Genomic DNA, 26,104 nt, shown 5'->3' on the forward strand with positions numbered 1-26,104 from the left:
TTTCGGTAAAAGGTCCAGGATTAATTTCGCTCTCCCTCACATTCTGTTCTCGCCAATACCAGCGAACTGGTGATACGGTTTGCCGAGCCGTAGCAATGCCTGCGCAGCGTTGCACTAGTTAACGACAACAAGGACATGTTCAAGACTGTTGCCACAGCAACGCTGGCTACAAACTAACGGTGCCATATGCCTTTAAATTGACAGTATTGGGAATTTCCGCCATCGACAGAACCCGCAGATGTGGAATCACCCGCTCAGACAAAGCACGGACATGACGCCGCAAATCGGGGAGCACAACAGCACCGGCAACATATTTGCCTTCATCATGCGTTCGGACTGGGCTGCCAGACGCGTCAGCAGCTGTTCCGCATACTTGGGCTCCACCACCAGCGTACTACCCAATTCGGCGCCGCGGACGCTTTGCATCAGGTTCTGCTCGATGGCAGGATCTAGAGTCAGCACATTCAGTGCTGCCGTATCCCCAAGCAGCGATTGACAGATGGCAGATCCCAGCTTCTGACGCGCCAGCTCCGTTAAATAGTTCAGGTCTTTACTGTTTTTACCCATATCGATCAAGGTTTCCAGTATGCCTTCCAGATTACGGATCGAGACCTTTTCCCTAAGTAGGTTTTGCAACACTTTTTGGACGTCGCCAACCGACATGACGGTCGGAATCAGCTCTTCGACCATGCCCGGCTGCTGTTGCCGCACCCGTTGTAACAACCGTTCGGTTTCCGCGCGGGTCAACAACATGGCCGACTGCTGTTTCAACACCTCGCTTAAATGCGTGATGAACACGGTGCTGGCATCGACCAGCGTGTAGCGGGAAGCACGCGCAAATTCCTTCTCGCTATCCTCGATCCATACCGCGGCCAGGCCATATGTAGGCTCGCGAGTTTCGATCCCCTTCAGCGGCCGTGCTTCTCCCCCGAATGAATGGCCAGGGTACGATCGCTCATGATCTCGCCGCGTCCGGCAGGCACACCAAATACCTGCAGCTCATACGCATTGACCGATAAATGCGCAGCGGCGCGAAATCGCACGCGCGGCAACACCATGCCCGACTCCAGCGCATATTGCTTGCGTATTGCCGCGATGCGCTCCATGAAAACCGTTTTCTCGCCATCGACCAGCGGCGACAGACCCGCACCGACCAACACTTCAATCGGCTCCACTTTCAACATCTCGTAGGCATCCTGATCGTCCGCCTCTTTATGCTCCGACTTGTCCAGATCGACCTTGCCGGCATCACCTTGACCACGCTTATGCACCAGGATGGCGGCCAACAACAATACGGCAATAATGGACAGCACCGGCAGCACCGGAATACCAGGCAAGAAAATTAAAATACACAGTGCAGCGGCAACCACCAGCAACGTCTTCGGAAAAGAAGTCAGCTGCCGCAGCACTTCTGCACTCAGATTCCCATCGGAAGCAGAGCGGGTCACAATAATGCCGGTGCCAACTGCGATCACCAGCGCTGGCACCTGGGTCACGATACCGTCGCCGACCGTCAACAAGGTAAAGGTTTGCAATGCCTGGTCCCAGCGCATGCCCATTTGCATGACGCCAATCACCAGGCCGCCAATAATATTAATCAAGAGAATCACAATACCAGCGATCGCGTCCCCTTTGACGAATTTACTGGCGCCATCCATCGCCCCATAAAACCCAGTTTCCTTTTCCAGCGTTTTGCGCCGCCGCTTGGCCTCTTCCTGATCGATGAAACCCATGTTCAGGTCCGCATCGATACTCATTTGCTGGCCAGGCATGCTGTCTAGGGTAAAGCGCGCCGCCACTTCCGACACGCGCTGCGCGCCATTCGTCACGACGACATACTGCACTACCACCAAAATCAGGAAAACGATCAGTCCAATCACATAATTGCCGCCCACGACATAGGCGCCGATCGAGGCGATAACGCGGCCGGCATCAGCGTCGGACAGAATCAAGCGCGTCGCCGCCACATTGAGCGACAGACGGAACAGTGTGGCGATCAGTAGCAGCGAGGGGAAGGTGGAAAACTCCACGGGTCGGCTGATATAAAACGTCAGCAACAGGATCAGCAGAGCAAAACTGACGTTGGTCAAGATCAGGAAATCAAGCACAGTCGACGGTATTGGCACAAATAGTACCGTCAATATGCCCACCACCAGTAACACCATCACCAGGTCCGTGTTGCTGCTAAAAATACGACGTAAAGCCGACATCAAACTACCTTTCCAGAAGCACGCCTTGCATCGCGCATTGTATAAACCCAAATCATGATCTTGGCGATTTGCGGGTACAGTTTCTCAGGTACAAAACCCTCCTCGCCCACCTCCCGAAACAATATCCGCGCCAACATTTTGTTTTGCACTACAGGAATATTATGGCGCCCCGCCAGTTCCCGCATACGTCGCGCCATCTCTCCCGCCCCCTTGGCCACCACCTGTGGCGCGCTGGAGGTCCCATGCTGATAGCGCAAAGCCACTGCCAGCCGAGTCGGATTGGTGATCAAGACATCGGCCGACGGCACGTTCGCCAGTCCCTTGCTACGCTTCAATACTTCCTTGCGCAATTCGCGGATGCGCGCACGAATGCGTGGATCTCCCTCGCGATTCTTCGACTCATCCTTGACATCGCGTTTGCTCATGCGCATACGCTTGGCAAATTCCCAGCGGGTGAATCCAAAATCGACCAAACCAATGAACAGCAGCGTCAGCACCAGCTTGACCAGCAACGCTCCAATCAAGGCAATCAGCATGCGCGAGTAAGCCTTGGCATCCAGCGATGGCAACCCGATCAGGCCTGGGATGGCGTCGCGCACCAGGAAGTACGCTACCGTTCCAAGGATTGCCAACTTGATCAGGCTCTTGGCCGTCTCAAACAGGGTACGCATGGAAAATACGCGCTTCAGGCCAGTTGCCGGGTTGAGCCGGTTCAAATCCGGGATCAGGGGATGAAAACTGAATATCGGACCCGTCTGGAATAGACTGATCAGGACCGCCACGACAGCCAAGGTCAGGAACAACGTCCCCATGATGCTCAGCATATCTGTCAGTAACTGGCCAATCCAGGCAGCCATGCCATCAACACCCCAGTCCGCTTGATTGCCATGGGCCAGAATTTTTTGCTGCAGCAAACCTATACGTTGCCACGCATCCCAGCCGCTGCCATAGATCGTCACGACCACCGCCGCCAACATGGCCAGGGCATTCAGGTCATTACTGCGTGGAACGGACCCCTTCTTGCGCGCCTCATCGAGCTTGTGTGGGGTAGCCTGTTCCGATAAATCCGCATCTTGACTGGACATTTAGATCAGCACCTGTTCCCAATAAGTAAAAATTGAGCTATAGACGCGCCCCATGGCAGGCCCCATCGAACCAACGGTCAGAGCCAGCACCGCCACACCAGTAAAAATCTTCACAGGGACCCCAACCACGAAGACATTCATTTGCGGCAACACACGTGAGACCACTGCCAGCGCGGTCTCTGCCAGCAGCAAGCAAAAGATAACTGGGATGATCAGCGCCACGCCCAGAGAGAACATCACACCGAACTGGCGTATCACGGCGTCGAGCGCAAAACCGGCAAAGCCGCCTCCTGGCGCAGTGGTCTGTAAAGAAAACGCCAGTCCGCGCAGCAGCGCATGATGGCCATCCATGCCAAAAAACACAGCCACAGCAAGCAGGTTGAGCATGCTCGCAAACAAGGGGGCGCTGGTACGTGCCACGGGGTCATACACATTGCCGATACCGAAGCCGCTCTGAACATCCAATATCTTGCCAGCCAAAGAAAACGCGCCGAAGGCAGCGAAGACGCCAAACGCCAACGTGGCACCATTGGCCACCTCGGCCATGGCCGCGAGAGCCACCGGCCCCATCGCCAGTGGCGCGGTGGAAGGCCGTACATGTAGTCCGGCCACCAACATCACGCTCAACGCCAGCGTAAATAGCACGCGCACCGTCACCATACCGGTCAGGCTGGAGAAAATGGGCGTCATCACCAGCACGACACCGATCCGCAGCGCTGTGTAGAAGACGGCCATGAACCATGCCGGATCGATATCGACAACCATAAGACAAATCCGGATGTATTAAAAATAGGTGGGTATATTACTGATTAAAGTGACTGAAAAAGCAATCAGCCGCTTCAGCATCCACGGTCCGCACACCACCAGAACGACCACCGCAGCGATAATTTTGGGAATGAATGTGAGGGATGCTTCCTGCACCTGGGTCACCACTTGCACCACGCTGACCAGCAAACCGACTGCCAGCGTTACCGCCAGCAACGGTGCAGCAATCAACACGGCATTCCACAATACGTCGGCCAGCAGTTGCAGCGCCAAGTCCGGCCTCAACCGTCGCTCCTTGCGTTTTGTTGCACAACACCCTGCACCACTTTGCCCAAGTCATCATCAAACACACCCTTCTGGGACGAAAGCAATTTGAAAGCCAGCTGGCGGAATGCGAGAGGATCGACCGTATCTCCGGCCAGTATCATCTGCGCATAGCGGGCAGACAAACCGCGTGGATCCAGTCCCAGGGCCCGTTCGATGCTCTTTTCAGCCTGGTCCCGCTCACCCAGTTGCGCCTGGACCACAGCCAGTGCCCCGTGACTTTCGCCAAAATTGCGGTCCATTGCCAGTGCCTGTTCGAATACCTGCCGTGCACCCGCTAGGTCATGTTCGAACAACCGGCACCAGCCGAGCAAGTGCCAGCTGCCGATATGCGACGGTAGAAACTTGACCGCTTGTTCCAGCTGCGTCCGCGCCGCGCTCAGATCGTTAACGAGCAGGCTACTCATGCCAAGCCCGGCCCAGCTGCGCCCCTCCTGCGGATGACGTGCAATGACTTGTCCGAAACGCTCCACCGCGGCAGCTGTATCGAACCGTGCCAGTGCCATCGAGCCACGTACCATCAGTGCCTCGAGCGGCGGCATCGGATCTGCCAGAGCGGCCAGGCTCAGGCGCTCAGCCTGAGCCGCATCGCCGGCATCCATGTAGACCAGGCTCGCCACGGACAGGAAGCGGTGGTCGGTACTGCAATGCGATTCCTGCGCCGCGATCAACGCGACCGCCTCATCCATCCTGCCCGCATGATGCAGCGCACGCAACAGCAAGGTCACGGCCTCTGGCCATATGCCGGCGGCCAAGCCGAATGGCGCAAGTGCCTGGGCCGCATCGGCATAACGCGCCAGCCAAAAATAGCAATATGCCAGGTTATAGGCCAGATGCATGTCGGCATGAAGCGCGAGCAATGGAACAAACACGGTTGCAGCGTCGTCCCAGCGCTGCTGCGCCATCAGTACATTGCCGCGCAGCGACTGGAAAAAGCATCTCCCGGAAACAGCGCCAGCGCAGCGTCGGCATAGCCAGCGGCTGCCTCCAGGCGGCCCAATTCCAGGCATTGATCAATCACCGTCGCCAACAGGTTGCGGTTGACGGGATCCGATTTCAAATATTGTTCGGTGCGCTCAAGCCGGCTTACCGCTTCCGTCAGATTGCTTGGTTCTGGCTGCATAGGTGTCAAATCTCATTCAAAAACCAGGACCATCCTGGTCACACATCAAACATAGGGGCGCTTCATTGCGCCGCCCGCTACCCTCCGGCCAGCAAATGACCGATGGCGCTCTGTATCATTACTGCGCTGACGGCATCATTCTCCATGGCCGACTGGATATCATCGAGCACTTGATAAAACTTCGGATCGTGCGCCAATGCTTCGCCGAAATGCGCCAACAGCACAGCCTCTAGGAATACCCGGAATGCCTTGCGGCCACGCTGCGGGTCATCCTGTGCGATTTGCTTCACGCGCTGTTGAATCAGGCCGCTCAACTTATGCGCCGCGTAATCGTCCTCGGCCACTTTGCGGGGCGCGGTGCGTCCTTTGTGTTCCTGCACGGACGCAGCACCGCCCAGTTGCGTCTGGATCAGCGTGACGAGTTGCGTAACCGAAGCAATCGACGATGTCATGTCAGTCCATATCAAGTGAGATAATCATGCTGCGCATCGTCAATGGCTTTGATTACCGGTATAGGCGGACAGCAAAATACTGCGCTCCCCCTCACCAATTTCGGCCACTTTCGATGCTGCCGGTGGCGCAGCCGCGCGCAATATGGCGATCTCACCCAGGACTTTTTGCATATCACCATTGAGTGCAGGATTACTTTGATTCAGGCCAATACCCTGCCTTAACGAATCTTCTGCTTCAGCCAATTCCTCACGTATCAGGTATTGCAAGCCGCGCCCAAAGTGATGTAACGGATCCTGCGGACCCACTGCATCCAATCCAGCGAGTACTTCAGCAGCGCGCACGCTGTCATTTCCCGCCAGCCGCAGCAAGCCGAGTTGCAGCCGTGCCACGGACAGGGCCGGATCCAGGGCCAGTGCAGCTTCCATTTCGTCAATAGCCCTCGCATACATCTTAATTTGCGCATATTCGGCCCCCAGCATGTAGTGCGCGGCGGCGCTGCCATCGGGGCGCGATACGGCTTCTTTCAGATAGCCGATCGCGGCGCCCGAATCACCGGCAGCGCTGGCATTCAAGGCCAGTTGCAGCAATTCGGCTTGGTCAAGCATGGACAAGGTCGCACTAGTCATAATGAAATCCGATTCAAGTTTATTTTTTCACGTACAAGTAACAGGGCAATGTGGGCGCTAACAATATAAATCCAGGCCTTCGCGCTTTCGCAAGGCCTCGCGCAGATTTCCCAAGGCCTCCTTGTGTATTTGCGCCACCCGCCCGCGCGACACACCGAGTATCTGTGCAATTTCCTCAAAAGCAACTTGCTGCAAATAGTGATACGTAATCACTTGGCGCTGCTTACCCTGCAACTGGACAAGCGCCACTTGAATGCTCTCTTTTAACTGCATCAGTTCAATGCCGTGATACGTATTATCCTGATAATGGATACCAGTATCAGAATACATGCCAGTATCATCGAGCGCAAACCCCACAGCCAATCCGATCGCCATTTCGGCAAGCTGCGCAAACAACGCAGCAGGATCGGCAGGATATGGCGCGGTGCCGCGCAGTGTCTCAACGCGTTCGGCAACAATGCGTTTGCGCGCGACAATCTGCTCCTGCACCTCGCTGAACGAGCGCAGACCATCCAGTACCGCACCGTTGATGCGTTTTGCGGCAAAGGTTTCAAACTTGATGCCTCGCGCACTATCAAAGCGGTCGACCGCTTCCAACAGCCCAAGACGTGCGTACTGCACGTAGTCTGCAAACTCGGCATTGACATCATGGCGCCCTGCGTACAACTTGGCTGCCATGATGCGCGCAAAGCGCAGGTAATGCGCTACGATGCGGTTGCGCAGCTCACCATCGCGATTATCCTGGAACATACGCCACAACAGCGCCATGTCAGCATTGCTGGCGACCACCTCCGGTTGCAGGGCGCAGTCCACGCAGCGTCCTAGGAAAAAGTGCCCAACAACGCTCGCACGACCAGATTCCAGCCATCAATCAGTACGAACATCAGAATTTTGAGCGGCAGCGAGATCGAAGCAGGCGGCACCATCATCATGCCAAGTGACATGAGCGCGCTCGATACAATCAGGTCGATCAGCAGAAACGGCAAAAAAATCACAAAGCCGATCTGGAACGCCGAACGCAATTCCGACAGCATGAACGCCGGAATCAGCTGCACCATGCTGATATCGTCGATCACTTTGGGCGCCTCTGCCCTGGATAACTCGACCATCAACGCAAGATCTTGCTCACGCGTCTGGCGGACCATAAATTCGCGCAATGGCAATATGGCACGCCCGGCGGCGGTTTCGGTGCTGAGCGTGCCAGCGATGTACGGCTGCAGCGCCCTGGTATTAACCTCCTGCAAGGCTGGCGACATGGTGAAAAAGGTCAAAAACAGCGCCAGACTGATAATCACGGTATTGGGCGGCGTTTCCGGCATGCCCAGCGCGTGGCGCAACATGGACAGGACAATCACAATCCGGATAAACGAGGTCATCGACATCAGGATTGCTGGCGCCAGGCTCAGTACCGTCAGGCCAAGCAATATTTTGATTGCCGAAGAGACATCGGCCGGGGTGCCTCCCCTTCGGCCAAACGTACCTGCAAACCCGGTAGCGCAAGCGCCGGTTCCGCCACGCCACCAGCCCAGGCCGCCGCCATCCCGCCACAGACAGCGGCCAATAGGATGCCCAGCAAGGCGCACTGCCGCAACTCAAGGCGCATCGCTAGCCTCCTTGCCGCCTGGTGGAGCATCCACCACGATCGTATCGATACACGTGATGCCGTGCTCGCCTTGTGCCAGCAAATGCTGCTTTCCACCGAATTCGACCACGGAAATCAGCGAACGAGGGCCCAAACGGCGCGTTTCCAGTACACGCAACAGCGCCGGCGCACCCTTCGCCCGCATGCCCAGCTTCAGGCGCTTCCGAACCAACACCACCGCACCAATTGCCAGCAGCGAGACCAGCAACACTGCCATCCCACCCGAGCCAGCCAGGCTGGCTGCCTCGGCATCGCGTTTGAAGGGAATCGTCTGGGTCGCCAGCGCCGCCCCCATACCATGAGCAAGCCAGCGCTACGATGATGCCCCGTCTCATGCGTGAGCAACCTTTGCCAGTTCGCTGATGCGAACGCCAAAATGGTCATCCACCACCACAAGCTGGCCGCGCGCGACGATATTACCGTTCACGACAATATCGATCGGATAATCTGCCTTTCGATCCGTCTTCAGCACTGAAGCTTCCTTCAGCGCCATCAATTCGCCAACCGTGGTCTGGATTTCCCCGACCATGACGTTCAAGTTCACCTTGACGCTATCGAGCAATCCCAGGTTCCCGGCGAAAATGGCCGGCCCTGCCGGGGACGGCTCCTTGAATTCGGATAATTCCACGACCTGGGCTTGCGCTATGGCGGCGCCATTACTATTTGATGTACTACTCATTCCACTACTCCATGCTCAATCATGTACATTATTAATCACGCCGAACAACTTCAAGCGCTACTTTTTGGTCTGCAAGACCAAGGTATGCATCGAACAATGCGTCCCCTCCCGGCCCCATGACCGTCAGGGGCCTGTCAGCCAGCGTATCGAGCCGGATCACATCGCCGACCCCAAGCAACATCAGGCTGCCAAGCCCTACCTCGGCACGGCCTATTTCCAGCGGCAAACTCAAAGAGATGTTACGCAAGGCGTGCAGATAGTTCACGATGGCAAGCGGCGCCAGGCGTCCGGCAGCGTGGCCCATCTGCTGTGTGAAGCGCGCTACGGCCGTCTGGTTAATCATCACATACATACTTTGCTTGCCAAGACCAAGCCTTAACGCCACCACACCTGCCCCACGCAACCAGGCTGCTGCTGGCGGTGCCACTGGCGCACCGCCCTGCGCTATGCCACTCAACGACTCGAACAAGGCTTCGCTGGCCGCATCGGCAGCTTCGTCCGCCATCCCGGCTTGCGACGCTTGCAAAGGCTCGGCCACACCAAGTGGAAACATCGCGTGACGTAGCTGCAGGTTCCACTCAGGTGTGCAAGCGCACCACCAGGTCTCGTCACCGCGGCTGCGCGCGGCACGCCATGAGGCGTCGGGGCAGACAGCTTGCGCTTCCCAGGCGCGCTTGCAATCGAAGTCCATGTTGGATGTTGCTATGCCCCACGCAGCACACCACGCTTCTACCGCACGACGCAAAGGCCCGGCCACTGCGTCCAGCGCAGTATCAGATACCAGCAAATACGGGTGTACCTGCATCAACGACGTCCTTTCATGTCGAACAACTCCTGGATCATGTCATTTGCCGTACTGATCACGTGAGACGACGCCTGGTAGCCGCGCTGCATCAGGATCAAATTGCTGAATTCCTCGGCAAGATCAACGTTAGAGCCTTCACGGTGGCCCGGTGCGAGCTTGCCATAGGCATCGACGCCGGCATAACCGTACTGAACCGGGAGCTGCGCCGCTGCGGAAAATGCACCACCGCCAACCTGTACCAAGTCGCCCAAGGCATGAAAATTGGCCAACGCCAGACGCGGCCCCTTCGCCGTCTGGTTATTGGAATAACGAATCGATAGCGTGCCGTCGGCTCCTATTCCCTGCTCCGTCATGCTGCCCGCCAGGTAGCCATCCTGAGATACCAGGCTCAGGCTGCTCGGTGTCGGAAAGGAATTCACGTTGCTGGTAAAGTCGAGCTTGACGTCGAAGGCCGGCACGGTGGCTGAACTATATGCAAAGGTCACCACATCGAATCCAGGCAGCAGGAAACCGGAATTGAATTTCAGCTCGCCTGTGCCGACTGCCGTTCCTGTCGCGACATCGTTGACGGTGACTTTGAAATTTCCACCGCCCTGATCCTTGAAGATCAGATTGACGGTATGACTGGCTCCGGCAGCATCGATGATGTTCAATCCTGTCATCGTCGCATCAATGGCGGGTGTGGCAACAGTGCTGGTGAGGTTGCCGCTAATTTTGATCGTGCTCGTTGCCTTGGGTGGATTGCGCGCCAGTGTCCCAAGCTGAACGTCAGCGAGCTTGCCGCTACTGTCAAGGGCCTGGACATGGTCGCCACTGGTATTGACCAAGATATCCTGGGCATTGAACTGAAAATCGCCGGCGCGGGTATACAGCAATTGATCATCGCGGCGGATGACAAACATGCCATTTCCATCAATCATCACATCAAGTGGATTGCCCGTACCCTGATCAATCCCGCTCTTGAAGTTGATTTGTGCCCCCAAGGTATTCAAGCCGACACCGCGCGATCCGCCACCACTGCGGCCATTGGCGTGTGCGGCGTTGCTGCCCTTGTCGAACAAGTCGGAGAACTCTGGCTGTGACTTTTTGAAGCCCGGTGTATTGACATTGGCCAGGTTGTTCCCCACTACACGCAATCCTTGCGAATAGCCCAACAGGCCGGAAGTACCGATCAACAGCGTATCAAGCATGGTGTTTTCCTTTAACGGACATTCGTAAGTTGTGACAGCGTAATCTTGTCCTGGAAGGCCCCGGACGAGGTCTGCAGGGTCAGCAACGGCTGGCCGGAGGCGAAATCGAGTGCCGTCACCTTGCCGGTGACCACGCCGCCACCCTGATTGATATCCACTGTCTTGCCCAGCAGGCCAACCGATTGCAGCGACGACTGCACCGACAGCAGCTCATCAATCTTGGCGTTGAGCTGGCGGCTTTGCTCCAGCGATGCGAATTGCGCAATCTGCGCCACGAACTCCTGGTTATCGACCGGCTTGAGTGGATCCTGACTGTTCAGCTGCGCAGTCAGGATCTTCAGGAAATCCTGAATAGCGATATTGCTGGACTGGGCTGGCTGGTTCGCGCCTGCCGCAGAAATGGGATTAACGGCCATCAGAGTGCATCCTTATTTATGAGTGGGATTCCGGCGCTGCCGGTAGGCATGGGCTCGGCAACAAAGCAGTCAGCGCCTGCGCCGGCTTTCTGCTTGATGAGTATCTCTTTTCCATTCACAGTCAGCGCGATCATGCGTGTGCCGGTGCCATGCAGCTCGAGCAGCATGGCCTGCGCCACTAGCCGTTCCTGAACTGCACTGAGCGACGCATCACGTATCCATGCACGCACACCGCCGCTTTCCCGGTACAGATGCATTTGCCGCAATGCGTACTCTGGCGTGTCTTCCTGCCTCAGCTGCGTTAGCGGCATACTGGCCGTCTCCGGTATTTGCTCTGTGCACGAAATTGCAGCGGAGCCAGCGCTCAAGCCGGCCGACAGCGCCAAGGGCTGCGTGCGCACCACGCCGCCGCTGTCGCCATCGGAGGGCCCCATGACAGCCACTGTACGGCCTGGGGTATCGCTAGCAACCGTGCCAGGTATCGCGACGCGCGGCAATGCACCTGCCTCCGCAGCAACGGCTACGCCGTACACGGTATACCCGTTTGGCAATGCACCGGGCAAGGCAGGCGCTGGCAGCGTGTTGCCATTCAAACTCCCAGCATCAGCGCGCAACGGTAGCTGTGCGGCAGTCTGCTTGGCTGCCGGCTGCGGCGCCCGCTCTCCCTCTCCCGTATCGGCGGCCTGGCGCTGAGCATTTTTCTTCACGCCTTGCTCCAGCAGTGCCGTTTCCAGTTCAAACAGCCAGCGCTCCTGGTGGCCCTGCTGTTGCGCAAATGATTTGCGGGACGATGGCGCCTGGCCATCGAGCGCTTCAAGATTCACTGTCATATGCTCCTCCTGTCACGCGCGACATTCCCCATTGATCATCGGCGGCCTTGAAGTCAAGGCTGATTCGGCCTTGCAGGAATAGCAACTGCATTTTTTCCCGGTGCTCCTGTACTGCATCCAATGCCCGCTGCGCCAGGTTCAGGCGGTCCGTCAGTTCGTCGCGACGCTGCGTCAGAACGTTGAGCGCCTCTTGCGCGCGCCTGGCCTGCAGGCCGCAATCGTCGATATGGCGCGCCAACATGACAAACAGGTCCACCGATAACGGCCCTGCCGCGCCTTCGAGGCCGCCCCACTCCTGCATCGATGCCTGCTGACGTTGCAACAGCGTCTTCACCGAAGCATCTTGTGCGGCCCATGCCGCATTCATCTCGCCGAGCTCCGAGCGCAGGCGGTCGAGTTCCCATTGGCGCGTCAGCAGCATAGGCTGCAAGGCATACTGGAAGCGGCGGTTGCTGCCCATTACGTACCGCTCCCTGCCAAGAGTGCCGCCCGCAAGCGCACCAAGGCCTCAGCGCGTGTCGTCGACTCCTGTACCGGCTGGCGCAACACCTGAATAATCGCCGGATGCAAGGCGATGGCACGGTCGATCGCCACATTGCTGCCACTGCGGTAAGCCCCCATATCGACCATCTGCCGGTTACGCTGGTAAGTGGACAGCACTTCCACCACGGCCAGCATCAGGTCCTGATCTTCACGCCCCACCAGCTCCGAAGCCAGGCGGCTGGTGCTTTGCAAGACATCGATCGATGGAAAATGTCCTTCATGTGCGAGTTCGCGCGACAGCATGATATGGCCGTCCAGCGTGGCCCGCACGATGTCTGAAATGGGCTCGTTGAAATCATCGCCTTCCACCAGCACCGTATACAGGGCAGTGATGGCGCCACCGGAATCGGTTGTGCCGCAGCGCTCGCACAGGGCCGGAATGTCGGAAAAGACCGACGGCGTATATCCACGCGCGGTCGGCGGCTCACCCGCAGCAAGACCGATTTCACGCCGCGCCATGGCAAAACGGGTAATCGAGTCCATCATCAGCAGCACCTGCCGGCCTTCCTCACGAAAATGCTCGGCAATGGCGGTCGCGGCGTACGCGGCGCGGGTACGTACCAGCGCCGGCTGGTCAGACGTCGCCACCACCACGACACTGCGCTCCAGCCCCTTGGGGCCCAGCTGCTTTTCCACGAATTCGCGGACTTCACGCCCACGCTCTCCGATCAGCGCAATCACATTCACATCAGCCTGGACGTCGCGTGCCAGCATGCCCAGCAAGGTGCTCTTGCCAACGCCGCTGCCAGCAAAAATACCCATCCGCTGCCCCCGCCCCAGTGGCAGCATGGTATCGATGGCACGGACTCCCGTGTGCATCAAATCCTTGATGCGCGGCCGGCTCAGCGGATTGATCGGGGCGGCATGCAGACTGCGCGTTTTTTGCGACGCCAATGGCGCCCCACCGTCGATCGGTACGCCGAAAGCGTCAATAACGCGGCCCAGCAAGCTGGCTCCAACCGGAATACCAGGTGCCTGGCGCACGGCCTCGACGCGGCTGCCGGCGGCAATCCCGCGCAAGTCGCCATAGGGCATCAGGATGACACGTCCTGGACGCATGCCGACCACTTCGGCGAGCAGCTTGCCTGGCGTCTGAGCCAGACTCACTTCGCACACTTCACCGATGCTGACATCAGGTCCCTGCGCTTCGATACTTTGGCCGGAGATGCTCAGCACATGCCCTGAGCGGCAAGTCAACTCGGCATGATGTACGGCGTCCAGGTAAGCCTGCATCATGCCGTGCCGCCGTTCCTCACAGCCAGCAAAGCCTCGCCAAGGCGGGACAGCTGGGTTTCCAGACGTGCATCGAGCGTGCCTTTATCGCTGTCGACCATACAGCCGCCCATTTCCACCGCACTATCGGCCTGCAAGGTAATGCGCGCGTCGAGCGGTATGTCGTCGTCCTGCAGCGTAGCCAGGTCTTGCGGATGCATGCGTATACGCAATTGTTTGGCAGCATGTTCATCGCGCGCAATGGTGCGCACCATGTCCAGCAGCGTGTCCCGGCTTGCAGCAGTGGCGCCGACCATGCGGCACACTGCCGCATGGGCGATTTCCACCAGCATGTCTTCTGCCTGCCCGAGAACATGAGCGCGCGACGTTTCCACGGCGTCGGCCAGCGATGCCAGCACTTCGATTTTACGTGTCACCAGCGCCAACGCTTCGCGCTCGCCCTTTTCCATCCCCTGTGCCAGGCCCCGGCGCTCCGCGTCCTTCAGCACCGCAGCCGCGTCGTCATCGAGCTTCTTCTTGCTGAGCAACAATTGCGCTTTCTGTTCAGCCACTTCCTTGACCGCAGCATCAAATACCTGGCGCTCTTCAGCAGATACTGGAGGAAGAACTGTTGCCGGCGCAGGCACTACCGGCGAAGACAGGACATTTTTTGCAATCTGCGCAGCGAGTGGCACAGCCTGCGCCACCTCGACACGCTTTACCGCACCGCGCAACTGCCGCGGCACGGACGACACTGTCGCAGCGCGGATTATCGGGTCCATGATGTCACTTTGCGCAACAGCGACGCCAAAGGAGAGCTACGCCGCGCTTGCGGCTGCTGGCAAACCGCGACGTCAACACGTGCTAACACCGCATCGAACACGAAACGCTGGCGCGCCGGCGCATCGGGTAGCGGGTACGGACGTGCTGTGCGGATGCGTTCACGCTGTATCGTTGGAAACAGATCGAGCATCGCAGGTGCCCAGGGCCAATCCTGCAGCGCGAGGAACTGCGCCACCATGGATGCCGGTTCATGCTGGAAAATCGCAAACATGGTCTCGGGCGTGGCGGCAATGATACGGTCCAGCGAAGTAACCGCTGGCGGTGGAGCAACAGGTGTCGACAGCACCTCATCCGCATCCGCGCCATCGAACCCCAGCTCCTTCAACTCACGTAAATAGGCGGTCAAGGTGGCGCGGTCGGCCGCCGGCAGTTCGGCCAGGATCAGCCGTCGGTCGGCAGCACCGACAGCATGCAGCGCGATGGCCGCCTGGCGATAGCCGCTCACTTGCGTTCTCCATACAGGGTGCCGCCGGCAGGCGTGGCGATCCATTGCTTGACCTCGTTAAGCAGTTGCTGCCGGGCGGCGGGATCCAGCCGCTTTTCAGCGCGGCGGCGGTTGCGGCGCTTGAACAGCAGATACAGCGCGCATGCCACGGCCAGCGCAGCCAATATAGCCAGCAGCACGGCCGCTACCGGCCAGTGCGGCGCAGTGGCGGCATTCAATGGCGCAGTTTGCAGCGGCACATCGGCGGCTGGCGTGGCCACCGCCGGCGCACGTTCGGCGGCCAAGGCAAATTTATCCATCGAATACACCACCACAGCATCACCACGCTGACTGTTGAAGCCGATGGCCAGCGTGACGACTTCTTTCAGGTGCTCCAGCTGGGCATCACTCAATGGCTGCTTCACCAGCACCGCCACGGTCATGCGCTTGACGGTGCCACTGGCCGGCACCAGCTGTTCGACACGCCGTCCGACTTGGTAATCGGCCTCGCTGCTACTGCCGCCGGTACCCTGCCCTTTTTGTTCCGAGGTCGCCAGCGCGCTATTGGATTCACGGCTGGTCTGGCGGTCGCGCACCATCACGCCGGCAGGCTGGACGTCGGCTGCCAGCCCTTTGGCCGGCAAGACCTCCTCCGTCGTGATCTTGCTCTGGTCAAGGTTGAGCACCACGTCAACGCTGGCCACCGTTTCACCGGCGCCGAATGTACGGTCCAGTACCTGGGTCACTTTCTTGACCAGGTATTCTTCCGTGGTGCGCTTGGAATCGAGCTGCGAAGCGCCTTGTTCGCCCCCTCCGCCTGCGCGATGCGCGTCAGCGCCACGCCATGCTGATTCAGCACGGTGACATCATCGCTGACAATATCGGGCACGGATGCCGCAACCAGCCGCTGGATGCCTGCCACTTGTGCTGCGCCAAGCACACGGCCAGCCTTCATGGTCAGCGTCACCGAAGCCTTCGGCTTGGTGACGGCCTTCTTGAACAGTCCCTGTTCCGGCAGCGCCAGATGCACGCGGGCGGCCTGGATTTCTTCGATGGAGAGTATGGTGCGCGTCAGTTCACCCTGGATCGCGCGCAGATAATTCACCTTCTGCACAAACTCGGTCATGCCAAAATCGGCATTATTAAAAACTTCAAAACCTACCGCGCCATGCAAGGGCATTTCCTTGCCCATCAACTTGAGCCGGGTTTTATAGACGAGATCTTTCGGCACCAGGATGGTATTGCCGCCATCGGTCAGCTGATAGGGCGTTTTCATGCGATCGAGTTCGGCGGTCATCGCCGCCGCATCGGCCGGCGCCACGTCGGAAAACAGCACCTGATAATCGGCGCGGTATGCCCAGAACCCCAGGCTGATCACCAGGCCGGCGATCAGGACGATGCCGGCAATGATGCCGATGCGCGCCTGTACTGCCAGGCGTTGCCATGCTTGTACTAATGATGTCACCGTCTTGCTCCTATACCTGCATCCGCATTATTTCTTGATACGCGTCCAGCAAACGATTTCTCACCTGCGCCAATAACTGAAACGACAACTTGGCCTCCTCGAGATGGATCATCACCTCGTGCAGGCTCTGGGTTTCCCCGCTGCCAGCTTTTTTACGTCCGTATCAGCCAGCTCCAGGCTGGTGTTGACCGACTTGAGCTCTGCAGCAAACCACTGGCCGAAACCTGCGGCGGGAGGCTGCACGCTCACAGGCGCCACTCCGGGCTGGGCCAGCGCGGCTGCCGCTATCGATTCGATCACCACTACTGGCCTCCAATTTCAAGTGTGCGGGCGGCCATGGTCTTGGCTGCGTTCATGGCCACCACATTGGCTTCATACGCACGCAATGCCGTATTCAGGTTCACCATTTCGGCCGTATGATTGACGCCCGGATATGCCACGAAGCCTTTGGTATCAGCATAGGGATGACCCGGTTCGTACACCATGCGCGGCTGCACCGCTTGCGGTTCGACCGACGCCACCTGCACGCCCCCTGCCCGGCCGCATATAGCGCACCGAACTGCTGGCTGAACGCCATTGGCGCCTGTTGTGCCAGAACCTGCATCGGCCGGTACAGCTGCGCCACCGACGGTGCCGCATTGTGCATGTTGGCAATATTGGCTGCCGTCACGTCGAGCCGCAGTTTTTCAACCCGCATGCCACTGGCGCTGATCTGGAATGCCGCGTTATAGTCCATCAGCGTTTACCCTCATTGATCGCACTGCCCAGCAGCGCAAAGTGTTTGTTCAATGCCTTCAGCAAAGCTTGCTGATGCAAGGTGTTTTCCGATAATGCCGCCACTTCCATGTCGAGCGCCACCGGTTCGCCGTTCCCCGCCAGCTCAAACGCTGGCCGGAAATCACCGAGGCTTGCCAACGACGGTGGCGCACCGCCCATGGTGGTGTTACGGGTCAATTCGGCCAGGCGGCCTTCAAAACTGACTGCCAGACGCTGGTATCCGGGCGTATTCGCGTTGGCAATATTTTGTGCGATCGCTTGCTGGCGCATGCCTGCCGCGTCCAATGCCAGACTCAATAAACCAGTTGTGCTGCTATCGATAAGGGAAACCATGGAACCACGCTCCTGCTTCAATATTCATGACTACTGCCAAGGCCATCGACTGGCGCCAGCGCTCGCTTGTTATTGCACCACCAGCTCCGCATGCAGTGCGCCGGCAGCTTTGACGGCACGCAGGATCGAAATCATGTCGCGCGTATTCGTCTTCAGGCGCGCCAGCGACTGCACCAGGTCGGCCACCGTATTGCTGGTCGCCGCCACATAACCTGTTTCACCGCGTTCTTCCACATCAACCCGGCTATTGGCGACACGCACGCTGCGCACCCCGTCGCCAACGCGGCTTACCAGCAATGGCTGGGATACCGAATTGTCGGTGAGGATGGTCACCTTCAACTCACCGTGTGACACCACCACTTTGGAAATACGCACGTCGCCACCCGACACCACGGTACCGGTGCGCTCGTTGATCACTACCCTGGCGCGGCGGTCCGGCTCGACAGTGACATTTTCCAGAGCGGTCAGGAAGTCGGTGACGCGGCTGCGCCGTGCCTCGGGTATGCGCACCTCGATGCCTGCGGCATCCTGCGCCACCGCCAGGCCCATGCCCAGTGCGCTGTTGATGGCACTGGCGACCCGGGTGGCGGTCGTATAGTCCGGTTCGGCGAGGACAAAAGTGACGCTCTGGCCTGCATGGGTAACGTCGGCCGGCACGCCAACCTCGACGACGGCGCCGCCAGGCACCGAAGCGACAGTCGGATGGTTTTTTTGTACGACGTTGCCGTTCATATCGTATTTGTAGCCACCAACCGAGACAGGGCCTTGCGCCAGTGCATAAATACGCCCATCCGGCCCCTTCAACGGTGCCAGCATCAGTGCGCCACCGACCAGACTGCGCGCGTCGCCGATCGAGGTGATCGTCACGTCGAGCGTCTCGCCTGCGCGGGCGAATGGCGACAGCGTGGCAGTGACCATGACCGCGGCGACGTTGCGGCTTTGCACATCGTCGGCCACGATACTCATGTCGAAGCGCGACAGCATATTGGCGATCGACTGGCGCGTCGCCTTGTTGCGGCTGGAGTCTCCCGTGCCGGCCAGGCCGGTCACGATGCCATAACCGGTCAGCGCATTGTCGCGCCAGCCCGCCATCTTGCCGAGGTCCTTGATGCGTATCACTTCGGCCTGGCTCCAGCTGCTGCACAGCAACGCCGCCAGCAAGCCAGCACGCAATAGATGTTTGATCATGGTTACAATCCGAAGAAAGTCAGGAAACGCTGCCACCAGGCCGGGCGCTGGGAGTCGGCAAGGTCTCCCTGGCCGGCGTAGCTGATCTTCGCATCGGCGATGCGGGTCGACAAGACCACGTTCGCATCGGACACGTCCTGCGGGCGTATGCGGCCCTCCACCTTGATCGTCTGCTGCTCGTTATTCACATTCAATATTTGTTCACCGGCGACGATCAGATCGCCGCCAGCCAGCACTTCGCGCACGCTGACCGTAATTTGCGCCAGCACCCGTCCTTCGCGCGCCGTGCGGCCACGGCCGTCCATCTGATTATTGGCATTGATACCAGCGGCATATCCGCGGCCCGGACGCTGGATATCGAGACCCACGCCGGCGTCGCGCCCGGCGCTGGTATTGGCAGTGCTGGTGGCGCTGGCATTTTCATACACCATCACGGTAATCAGGTCGCCGGCCCGGCGCGGCCGCAAATCCGAGGTCAGCGACTGGTAGCTGCCAGGCTGATACAGGCTGTCCGCGTGCGCGCACGCCATGCCTGCCAGCATCGCCAAGTAGCCTACCATTTTCAAGTAACGCATTGCCTACCTTCCATCGATTCGCACCTGGCCCGGCGCAATGACTTTTGCACTGACCGCCTCGCTACTTTGCTGCAATTTGACTGGCACCATTTGTCCAAGCTGTCCATCGGCTTGCGCCACAGCCACAGTTTCCAGCAAAATTCCATGATTCCTGACCTCTACCGCCACCCTGTCGCCGCGCATGACCATGCCAGCCGGCGCTACTTGCCGCACTGTCAATACCTGTCCCTGTGCCAGCGCGCCCCGCAAACGCGGTGCGCCAGCCAGCGCCTCCGGCTTTATCGCCGCATCCGCCAGGCCAGCCACATCGCGCACGCCCAGCACCACGTCCTGCGCCGTCACCGTATCGCCCTCGGCCAGCGCGCGGCGCGCTACATATACCTCTTGCCGCGCCACGACCGCCAAGGTCACCACCACCGAGCGGTACAAGGCACCATCGACGAATACATCGACCCACACGGGCAGCCGTGCCCGCAAGGACTGGCGCTCGATGGCACGCGCCCGGTATTCCACCTGGCCTGATGGCAAGGCCAGCTCCGCCAGCGGCGTCGCCAGGCTCAGTTCCAGCGACGCATATTGGGGGCCGAACACTGCCGACACATGCCGGACCGCTTCGGCCAGTGGCAAGGCCGGGTCCAGCGCGCGGCTTTCCCGGCGTATCGTCACGCTACGCGCCCCTTGCCACTCAATGCGCTGCCCCAATGGAAACTGCTGCCCACGCAAAGCCACTTCCAGTTCGGCACGGCTGCGCCGGTCGACATGTCCAGCCAGAGGTGCGCTGCCTACCGGCAGTGCAGCAATTGCCTGTGTCAGCCGCGCGTCACCGGCATCGACCTTGGCAAGATCCGACAACGCCATGCGCGGGCCGCTCAGCAACACTTCGTCACGCAACTCAATTTTTACCGTCGAGGCATGGGCCGCGATACCCAGCACGGCAAGCGGCACGCATGCCAGCCAGCGGTGGATGCATCGCGCGGCAGCCATGGATTATTTCCGTAGGTTATTGCTCATGCCCAGCATTTCATCGGAAGCCTGGATCACTTTCACACTGCTTTCGTACGCACGTTGCGCCACCATCAGGTCGACCATTTCCTCGATCAGCTTGACATTCGACGACTCGACAAAACCTTGCGCTACGGTTCCCAGCCCATCGTCGCCCGGCTTACCGTAGATCGCATCGCCGGAACGTTCCGACGGTTTGTACAAGTTACCGCCCAGCGACAGCAGGCCAGTCGTGTCGGAAAACCGTGCCAACTCGATGCGCCCCGCCTCGCTTGTCTCGCCTTTGTCGCGGCTCACCATCACGCGGCCATCGGTGCTCAAGGTAACTTCCCTGGCATCGTTGCCCACATGGATCGCCGGCTTGAATACGTGGCCATCGGCAGTGGCCAGAAAGCCATCCTTATCGACCGACAATGTCCCGCCGCGGCTGTACGCAGGGGTGCCGTCGACGTCGACCACCTCGAAAAACCCTTCGCCCTTGATGGCGACATCCATGGCCGAGTCCGTCTTTTTCAAGTCGCCAGCAGTGAACACCTGGGACAGTGAAAAGATACCGACACCGCGTCCTTGCCACAGGTTCTGCCCAGCCTGCACATCATCGCCGCGCGCCGCGCGCGACACCTCGCGGCTGACCATATCTTCAAAACTGACGCGCCCTTTTTTAAAACCGGGCGTATTCACATTCGCCAGGTTATTGGCGATGGTGTCGACACTTTTTTGCTGCATGTGCATGCCGGTGGCGGCGATATAGAGCGAATCGTTCATGCTGCGTTAAAACTCCCCAAGCTTGCGTATCGTTTTTTCCAGCACATCGTCATAACCCTGCATGATTTTTTGCAGCGCTTCGAAATGACGCACGGTTTCCGTCAGGCGCACCATCTCCTGAGCGGAATTGACATTCGATGCTTCCTGAAATCCGGAGCGAACCTTACTGCTCATTTCGCGCTCAGCCAAATGCGCATTTCCCTGCACATACAAACCGCCACCGACCGGCACCAGTGCTTCCGGATTGGCGAAATGCACGAGCTTCAAACGCCCGGCAATACGCTCTCCCTGGCGCACATCGCCATTTGCATCGATTTTAAAAAGATCGGGAATAAGAATAATGTCGCCAGTGGCTCCAGCCAGCGGCAAATCGTGTGCGCCTACCAGGCGGCCATTCACATCGACGCGCAAGGCGCCCTGCCGCGTGTACTGCGGGCCAGAACGGCTTTCCACTTCAAAAAAGGCAGCGCCTTCTATCGCCACATCCTGCGCATTGGCGGTATAGCGCAAGGAACCGGCGGAAGGGTCGATCGTCAGGGAAGGCGGAAGAATAGATGGAGATGCAGCATCTTGTTCCAAGGCACCCTGCATATGCGCGGCAAACGCAGGACCGACCACCACCTGTTTTTTATAAGCAGGAGTGAGTACATTCGCCACGTTCTGGCTGATCGTTTCCAGCCTCTGCAAATCATGTTGCATGCCGTTGCCGGCGATAGCCATCAAGTCCATACATGCGCAATCAGAACCCGCGCACGAAGGCACGAAGAAAATTTGAGTAGACTGAAACAATATCATACCTGGCAACAAAATTGTTGCCGTGACGTACAATTTTATTTACTTGAATATATGAAATATTTTTCAAAAAAAGCAAAATTCAATGTACTTTTATCATTTTTATATACAACTTCAAAAAGTAAATCTCCACAAGCTTGCACGGAACAGCTGATCAATTCACTACGTCAGCGAGGATTTACGCTCTGAGCGATCAAACAACGCGTCAACGTACAGCATGTCAGCTGATTTGATGTGATATTGCGTGCCGCTGGGCGGCCAGGACTCACTATGCGATTCAGTGACAATATGGTGCAAACTGAATTAATCAGTGCCTCCTTGCGCCTAAAAGTTAGGTTATTCAAGCTTGTTGATTTGCCTGGAAATCTGACCTACTTCACCCCACAATTTGCAAACGACACTTACCCCACGTTTGAGACACAATCCTGGTCACGACATTGAGCTGGGAATTGGAGTGATCAACGTGGCATTACTACGGAAGTACTGATTTATTCATCTGGTACCGTTCCCTGCTGCGGTCCGACCTGACACAATAACGGTATCGCCACCGTCCGCCATCGACTATCGACCATGCAAAAGTGCTTTTCCGACCTTGAATATGCTGCCAAGAAGAAGCTGACGCGGCGCGACCGTTTCCTGGCCGAGATCGACAGTGTAACGCCTTGGAGCAAGTTGTATAAAGCCGTCGAGCCGCTCTATCCGAAGGTCGAAGGTACCGGCCGGCCACCGATCGGACTGGCGCGCATGCTGCGCATGTACGTGGCCCAACAATGCTTTGGTTTGTAGGAGGAAGGTATCGAAGACGCGATCTACGACAGCCAATCCATTCGTGCTTTCGTCGGCATCGACCTGGGCCGCGAATCGGCGCCGGACGCGACGTCCTTGTTGAAGTTCCGCCACCTGCTTGAAGCCAACGGGCTGACGCGCCAGATCTTCGACACGATCAACGCGCACTCGGCCTAGAAGGGTCTGGTGATGCGCGAAGGCACCATCATCGACGCCACGCTGATCGCCGCGCCACCGTCGACCAAGAACAAGGACGGCAAGCGCGATTCGGAAATGCACCAGTCATGGCACTTTGGCATGAAGGCCCACGTCGGCATCGACGCCGCTTCTGGCCTGGTGCATATGGTCATCGGCACGGCCGGCAATGTCGCCGATGTGACCCAGGCGCACGCGCTGCTGCACGGCGACGAGGCCGCCGCGCTTGGCGACGCCGGCTATCAGGACGTGGAAACACGGCCCGAGCACATCGGCAAGTCGGTGACATGGCGCGTGGCCATGAAACGTTCCAAACGCAAGGCGCTGCCCAAAAACAAACTGGGGCGCCTGACGGAAAAGTTGGAGCACCTGAAGGCCAGCGTGCGAGCAAAAGTCGAGCATCCGTTTCATGTCATCAAGAACCTGTTCCGTCATCGTAAGACGCGCTATCGCGGCTTGGCCAAGAACACTGCACAGCTTTTTACCTTGTTCGCCTTCCAACCTGGTACTGGCCAGAAGACGTTTTACGGTTACCGAATCCCGTAATCCGTCTTGACTGCAGAAAGACGCGCAGCATCGCGTTTAATTGAACGAAAAAGCGGGCTTGAATGGCAGACTGGTCGACCATTTGGCGCGCCAACTTCGGCAGAAAACCTGATTGATCAGCGCTTCCCTAGGAATTATTCGACGCTGGCGTATTCGAGGCCAGGTTCCATTTAGAGAAGTCGCCAGGCGTTTGGGTATCTCACGAAATACTGTCCGTCGCCATCTGCGCTCGGAAACCATAAAGCCTGTCTACCCCGAGCGGTGATCCAAGCGTGCCATCGATCAATACGCATTCCAGCTTTCAGCGATGCATAAGACCGAGGGACATAACCAAGTTTTCTTCTATGTCTCCCGAGCCACCTAATTGAGTCCCCAAAAGATGTCCCCACGTCTGATTTTCCCCAACAAATTCGCCGTTATGGAATTAGTGTTTCAAATTTCTCCCCCAGAATGCTTTCCGCACCTCTTTCTCGAATAATTTTCTGAAAATTCTTCCAACACTCAGATGCAGCGTGAAATTCCTTAACTGAAAATTGTTGTGGTTGTCCGTCATCAATCGAATAGTCCGAGATATTTTCATTTGAAATCGAAATGCCACCGCCTTTCGCATGTGGAGCAACCAACCAGGCATTGACGTCGTTCACTCCAAAATCCGCTAACAATGGATTGGCCGGAAAGTATTTTCCCACACTCACTTGGGCAAGCAAACTCTCAAATTCCTTGTCCGCTGGAGGAAACAAATGGCTCACAAAATCGCACAAAGTATCGGTTACCGCTCGATCAACTTGGCCATCCTCCTTTACCGCGTAGAGTAAAGGAATAATGGAGCCACTCGGCATTTTAAAAACTTCAGTAATAATTCTCATCATGGTGTGTACTCCGGAAAGCCGCGCCACAATGGCACATTTTTGGTTGGTGAATAGAATCGGAAGTCTACACCGCTGGAACTGCCCATCCAGTTCCCGTTGGGGAGTTGAGTCCGCCCTAAGAATGCTTGGCTCATTTCACCTTTAGCTTGCGCGAGAGACCAAGTATCCGGTGTTAAGCTGGAAAAACCATTGTTATTGGTCTTCAGATACCAATTGCCATCTGGCCCCTTCAAATTTATTTTTGCCCACATCGAACCATTCGCACCAACCGACTCGGTGCCAGGAACGATATCTACTAGTGGCGATGACGAAAAATGCCCTCCTTTCGCCTCTTTCAACCCACCAGCAGAATTGAGGCGAACGTCAGCCTCGATGTGAGCGAAATCCACTTGTCCCTTCGCTTGCTGGTACGCACTTCGTAGGTCAGTCGCCGGTGAGCCTGCTCGATTGTTCGCCGCCATCCGTTGGAGCGCGGACGCCTCGGATTCTACTAACGCGGTATTTGCCCCATTCAATGTAGGAACGCGCGTATCTTCAATTGCGTTCAAAACAATGCCTGTACGCTGAGCATATATGGTCAACCACTCACCCGCTTTCGGCGCCAGCCATTTTACGCTATTCATCCCTCCTTGATAGGCTACGCCCCCAGTAGTAGCTACCAACTTTCCAGCTCCGAAGGTGGCAACATTCTCCAAGCCGAACTTGTATAGTGATTCAGCTTGTTTGCCGTACGACATCTGCGAGAAATTCTGCATACCGTTGATGACGACAGTCGGCAAGTGATTCCACGTTTGCTGCAATCCATTGACTACAGCGGTGAGCGCCTGAGGATCATCATATAGCGAAACAATGCCACGGCCTGCAGCTTCCAAATTGTGTGCAGCGTCGCTCGTCAAACCGGCGACATGCCAAAAAGCCGCAATGGCAGGATGCGATGCCGATGCTTCATTGGCATTGTAGTAACGCTGATTAAAATTGCGCGACTGCTCAGTTGAGTTTAACGATACAGCGTCGCTACCGGGGAAGCGCTCCGCCAGATACTGTTCAGCAGATAAATATTTCCCTTGAACGTTAACTCGCAGCATGTAACCTGGATTTTCCTCCCGCCACTGATCCACGGTATCGCGCCATGAACCAGAACTATCGGATATTTTGTCAGAGGTATAGCCGGACAACCCCATTTTACTCAACCAATTTGTTTCACCAGCGAACAACTGTCGATCACTCAGTGTTGAGCCGTTTTTATAGACCTTTGGACCTTGTTCACTTTCTGACGCTGCGCTAGCCTGCGCCATCTGTCCTGTCACCTGCGCCCCCAGCCCAATCGCATTGCCCACCGTACTGGCGATCACATCCTGCATGATGCCCGGGAAGCTGTTGCGCAAGCTGCCGCCGCGCACCAGACCGCTGGCCATGCCCGCTGCCACGCCGGAGGCGGCGCCGCGCGCCATGGTCTTGCCGATATCGCTCCACAGGGCGGCATCCTTCGCGTCTTGCCCCAAGCCGTTTAGATTGGCCCAACCCTGCTCGCCATACTGTGCTTGCCCGATAGCATTGCCCACTTCGGCAAAAACACCACCGGCGATTGCTCCTGCCGCGACACCGCGCCAGTCAAAACTGTGCTGCAATCCCGTCGCCACC

The 26,104-nt window shown here is 57.8% G+C and carries 35 protein-coding genes and 2 pseudogenes; 2 read left to right on the forward strand and 35 right to left on the reverse strand.

The window, feature by feature from the left end; translation table 11 throughout:
* Positions 1-246: 246 nt before the first annotated feature.
* The 33 genes and pseudogenes from ACRHIG_RS20475 to ACRHIG_RS20635 all read right to left on the reverse strand — a co-directional run bounded on the left by ACRHIG_RS20475 (position 247) and on the right by ACRHIG_RS20635 (position 21,995).
* On the reverse strand, positions 247-990 hold the full coding sequence (locus tag ACRHIG_RS20475) for an FHIPEP family type III secretion protein (protein ID WP_489630847.1): 744 nt from the start codon (positions 988-990) through the stop codon (positions 247-249).
* Complete coding sequence (locus ACRHIG_RS20480; RefSeq protein WP_489627695.1) at positions 909-2,210, reverse strand: FHIPEP family type III secretion protein; 1,302 nt, start codon at positions 2,208-2,210, stop codon at positions 909-911. Before ACRHIG_RS20480 ends, ACRHIG_RS20475 begins: the two co-directional genes overlap by 82 nt.
* On the reverse strand, positions 2,210-3,295 hold the full coding sequence (locus ACRHIG_RS20485) for an EscU/YscU/HrcU family type III secretion system export apparatus switch protein (protein WP_489627696.1): 1,086 nt from the start codon (positions 3,293-3,295) through the stop codon (positions 2,210-2,212). The genes ACRHIG_RS20480 and ACRHIG_RS20485 overlap by 1 nt, the downstream gene beginning before the upstream one ends.
* On the reverse strand, positions 3,296-4,060 hold the full coding sequence (locus ACRHIG_RS20490) for a flagellar biosynthetic protein FliR (RefSeq protein WP_489627697.1): 765 nt from the start codon (positions 4,058-4,060) through the stop codon (positions 3,296-3,298).
* Between the two features lie 18 nt (positions 4,061-4,078).
* Entirely contained in the window at positions 4,079-4,333 is a 255-nt protein-coding gene (locus ACRHIG_RS20495; protein ID WP_230492350.1) for a flagellar biosynthetic protein FliQ, read from the reverse strand.
* 8 nt (positions 4,334-4,341) lie between these two features.
* A complete protein-coding gene (locus tag ACRHIG_RS20500) occupies positions 4,342-5,289 on the reverse strand; it encodes a tetratricopeptide repeat protein (RefSeq protein ID WP_489627698.1) in 948 nt (315 codons plus the stop codon).
* Positions 5,289-5,507, reverse strand: coding sequence for a hypothetical protein (locus tag ACRHIG_RS20505; RefSeq protein ID WP_489627699.1), 219 nt, complete (start codon positions 5,505-5,507; stop codon positions 5,289-5,291). Before ACRHIG_RS20505 ends, ACRHIG_RS20500 begins: the two co-directional genes overlap by 1 nt.
* A gap of 77 nt (positions 5,508-5,584) precedes the next feature.
* On the reverse strand, positions 5,585-5,959 hold the full coding sequence (locus tag ACRHIG_RS20510) for a hypothetical protein (RefSeq protein WP_489627700.1): 375 nt from the start codon (positions 5,957-5,959) through the stop codon (positions 5,585-5,587).
* Between the two features lie 39 nt (positions 5,960-5,998).
* On the reverse strand, positions 5,999-6,565 hold the full coding sequence (locus ACRHIG_RS20515) for a tetratricopeptide repeat protein (RefSeq protein WP_489627701.1): 567 nt from the start codon (positions 6,563-6,565) through the stop codon (positions 5,999-6,001).
* A gap of 78 nt (positions 6,566-6,643) precedes the next feature.
* Positions 6,644-7,399, reverse strand: a complete 756-nt coding sequence (locus ACRHIG_RS20520; RefSeq protein WP_489627702.1) for a sigma-70 family RNA polymerase sigma factor — start codon at positions 7,397-7,399, stop codon at positions 6,644-6,646.
* 8 nt (positions 7,400-7,407) lie between these two features.
* Entirely contained in the window at positions 7,408-7,968 is a 561-nt protein-coding gene (fliP, locus tag ACRHIG_RS20525; protein ID WP_489627703.1) for a flagellar type III secretion system pore protein FliP, read from the reverse strand.
* Between the two features lie 210 nt (positions 7,969-8,178).
* On the reverse strand, positions 8,179-8,523 hold the full coding sequence (locus ACRHIG_RS20530) for a flagellar biosynthetic protein FliO (RefSeq protein ID WP_489627704.1): 345 nt from the start codon (positions 8,521-8,523) through the stop codon (positions 8,179-8,181).
* A 36-nt stretch (positions 8,524-8,559) separates the two neighbouring features.
* On the reverse strand, positions 8,560-8,856 hold the full coding sequence (locus tag ACRHIG_RS20535) for a FliM/FliN family flagellar motor switch protein (protein ID WP_489627705.1): 297 nt from the start codon (positions 8,854-8,856) through the stop codon (positions 8,560-8,562).
* Between the two features lie 82 nt (positions 8,857-8,938).
* Positions 8,939-9,712, reverse strand: coding sequence for a FliM/FliN family flagellar motor switch protein (locus ACRHIG_RS20540; RefSeq protein ID WP_489630848.1), 774 nt, complete (start codon positions 9,710-9,712; stop codon positions 8,939-8,941).
* Complete coding sequence (locus ACRHIG_RS20545; RefSeq protein ID WP_489627706.1) at positions 9,712-10,902, reverse strand: flagellar hook protein FlgE; 1,191 nt, start codon at positions 10,900-10,902, stop codon at positions 9,712-9,714. The genes ACRHIG_RS20540 and ACRHIG_RS20545 overlap by 1 nt, the downstream gene beginning before the upstream one ends.
* Before the next feature lie 11 nt (positions 10,903-10,913).
* Complete coding sequence (locus tag ACRHIG_RS20550; RefSeq protein ID WP_489627707.1) at positions 10,914-11,318, reverse strand: flagellar hook assembly protein FlgD; 405 nt, start codon at positions 11,316-11,318, stop codon at positions 10,914-10,916.
* The gene (locus tag ACRHIG_RS20555; RefSeq protein ID WP_489627708.1) at positions 11,318-12,148 is read right to left on the reverse strand and encodes a hypothetical protein; all 831 of its coding nucleotides are present in this window, start codon (positions 12,146-12,148) and stop codon (positions 11,318-11,320) included. Before ACRHIG_RS20555 ends, ACRHIG_RS20550 begins: the two co-directional genes overlap by 1 nt.
* A complete protein-coding gene (locus tag ACRHIG_RS20560) occupies positions 12,132-12,608 on the reverse strand; it encodes a hypothetical protein (RefSeq protein ID WP_489627709.1) in 477 nt (158 codons plus the stop codon). Before ACRHIG_RS20560 ends, ACRHIG_RS20555 begins: the two co-directional genes overlap by 17 nt.
* Positions 12,608-13,927 carry a FliI/YscN family ATPase gene (locus ACRHIG_RS20565; RefSeq protein ID WP_489627710.1) on the reverse strand — a complete coding sequence of 440 codons (1,320 nt, stop codon included), beginning with the start codon at positions 13,925-13,927 and terminating at the stop codon, positions 12,608-12,610. Before ACRHIG_RS20565 ends, ACRHIG_RS20560 begins: the two co-directional genes overlap by 1 nt.
* Positions 13,924-14,685, reverse strand: coding sequence for a FliH/SctL family protein (locus tag ACRHIG_RS20570; RefSeq protein ID WP_489627711.1), 762 nt, complete (start codon positions 14,683-14,685; stop codon positions 13,924-13,926). Before ACRHIG_RS20570 ends, ACRHIG_RS20565 begins: the two co-directional genes overlap by 4 nt.
* Positions 14,673-15,191: a hypothetical protein gene (locus tag ACRHIG_RS20575; RefSeq protein ID WP_489627712.1), complete on the reverse strand. Its 519-nt coding sequence runs from the start codon at positions 15,189-15,191 to the stop codon at positions 14,673-14,675. The genes ACRHIG_RS20570 and ACRHIG_RS20575 overlap by 13 nt, the downstream gene beginning before the upstream one ends.
* Positions 15,188-15,916 carry a flagellar M-ring protein FliF C-terminal domain-containing protein gene (locus tag ACRHIG_RS20580; protein WP_489627713.1) on the reverse strand — a complete coding sequence of 243 codons (729 nt, stop codon included), beginning with the start codon at positions 15,914-15,916 and terminating at the stop codon, positions 15,188-15,190. Before ACRHIG_RS20580 ends, ACRHIG_RS20575 begins: the two co-directional genes overlap by 4 nt.
* Positions 15,913-16,635: a flagellar basal-body MS-ring/collar protein FliF gene (gene fliF / locus ACRHIG_RS20585; protein ID WP_489627714.1), complete on the reverse strand. Its 723-nt coding sequence runs from the start codon at positions 16,633-16,635 to the stop codon at positions 15,913-15,915. Before fliF ends, ACRHIG_RS20580 begins: the two co-directional genes overlap by 4 nt.
* Positions 16,636-16,645: 10 nt before the next feature.
* Positions 16,646-16,747 (reverse strand): flagellar hook-basal body complex protein FliE, encoded by a 102-nt coding sequence (fliE, locus tag ACRHIG_RS20590; protein WP_489630849.1) that lies wholly within the window; start codon positions 16,745-16,747, stop codon positions 16,646-16,648.
* Positions 16,747-16,938: a hypothetical protein gene (locus ACRHIG_RS20595; protein WP_489627715.1), complete on the reverse strand. Its 192-nt coding sequence runs from the start codon at positions 16,936-16,938 to the stop codon at positions 16,747-16,749. Before ACRHIG_RS20595 ends, fliE begins: the two co-directional genes overlap by 1 nt.
* Positions 16,938-17,156 carry a flagellar basal body rod protein FlgC gene (locus ACRHIG_RS20600; protein ID WP_489627716.1) on the reverse strand — a complete coding sequence of 73 codons (219 nt, stop codon included), beginning with the start codon at positions 17,154-17,156 and terminating at the stop codon, positions 16,938-16,940. The genes ACRHIG_RS20595 and ACRHIG_RS20600 overlap by 1 nt, the downstream gene beginning before the upstream one ends.
* A gap of 131 nt (positions 17,157-17,287) precedes the next feature.
* Positions 17,288-17,371: pseudogene (locus tag ACRHIG_RS20605) on the reverse strand (hypothetical protein); the annotation flags it as partial.
* The gene (locus ACRHIG_RS20610) at positions 17,371-17,745 is read right to left on the reverse strand and encodes a flagellar basal body rod protein FlgB (RefSeq protein WP_489627717.1); all 375 of its coding nucleotides are present in this window, start codon (positions 17,743-17,745) and stop codon (positions 17,371-17,373) included. The pseudogene ACRHIG_RS20605 and the gene ACRHIG_RS20610, both read right to left, overlap by 1 nt.
* 69 nt (positions 17,746-17,814) lie before the next feature.
* Entirely contained in the window at positions 17,815-18,933 is a 1,119-nt protein-coding gene (locus ACRHIG_RS20615) for a flagellar basal body P-ring protein FlgI (protein ID WP_489627718.1), read from the reverse strand.
* Between the two features lie 2 nt (positions 18,934-18,935).
* On the reverse strand, positions 18,936-19,508 hold the full coding sequence (locus ACRHIG_RS20620; RefSeq protein WP_489627719.1) for a flagellar basal body L-ring protein FlgH: 573 nt from the start codon (positions 19,506-19,508) through the stop codon (positions 18,936-18,938).
* Positions 19,509-19,511: 3 nt separating this feature from the next.
* Positions 19,512-20,453: a flagellar basal body P-ring formation chaperone FlgA gene (gene flgA / locus ACRHIG_RS20625; RefSeq protein ID WP_489627720.1), complete on the reverse strand. Its 942-nt coding sequence runs from the start codon at positions 20,451-20,453 to the stop codon at positions 19,512-19,514.
* Positions 20,454-20,495: 42 nt separating this feature from the next.
* Positions 20,496-21,275: a flagellar basal-body rod protein FlgG gene (flgG, locus tag ACRHIG_RS20630; RefSeq protein WP_489627721.1), complete on the reverse strand. Its 780-nt coding sequence runs from the start codon at positions 21,273-21,275 to the stop codon at positions 20,496-20,498.
* A gap of 6 nt (positions 21,276-21,281) precedes the next feature.
* Positions 21,282-21,995, reverse strand: a complete 714-nt coding sequence (locus tag ACRHIG_RS20635; protein WP_489627722.1) for a flagellar hook-basal body protein — start codon at positions 21,993-21,995, stop codon at positions 21,282-21,284.
* A 642-nt stretch (positions 21,996-22,637) separates the two neighbouring features.
* Between ACRHIG_RS20635 and ACRHIG_RS20640 the strand changes: the two are divergent.
* A pseudogene (locus ACRHIG_RS20640) lies at positions 22,638-23,604 on the forward strand (IS5 family transposase).
* A gap of 102 nt (positions 23,605-23,706) precedes the next feature.
* A complete protein-coding gene (locus tag ACRHIG_RS20645; RefSeq protein ID WP_489627723.1) occupies positions 23,707-23,859 on the forward strand; it encodes a winged helix-turn-helix transcriptional regulator in 153 nt (50 codons plus the stop codon).
* A 151-nt stretch (positions 23,860-24,010) separates the two neighbouring features.
* Here ACRHIG_RS20645 and ACRHIG_RS20650 read toward each other — a convergent pair whose 3' ends face one another.
* Complete coding sequence (locus ACRHIG_RS20650; protein WP_489627724.1) at positions 24,011-24,463, reverse strand: hypothetical protein; 453 nt, start codon at positions 24,461-24,463, stop codon at positions 24,011-24,013.
* Positions 24,460-26,103 (reverse strand): hypothetical protein, encoded by a 1,644-nt coding sequence (locus ACRHIG_RS20655; protein ID WP_489627725.1) that lies wholly within the window; start codon positions 26,101-26,103, stop codon positions 24,460-24,462. The genes ACRHIG_RS20650 and ACRHIG_RS20655 overlap by 4 nt, the downstream gene beginning before the upstream one ends.
* Position 26,104: the final 1 nt, after the last annotated feature.

Source organism: Janthinobacterium sp. C22 (assembly GCF_057919405.1).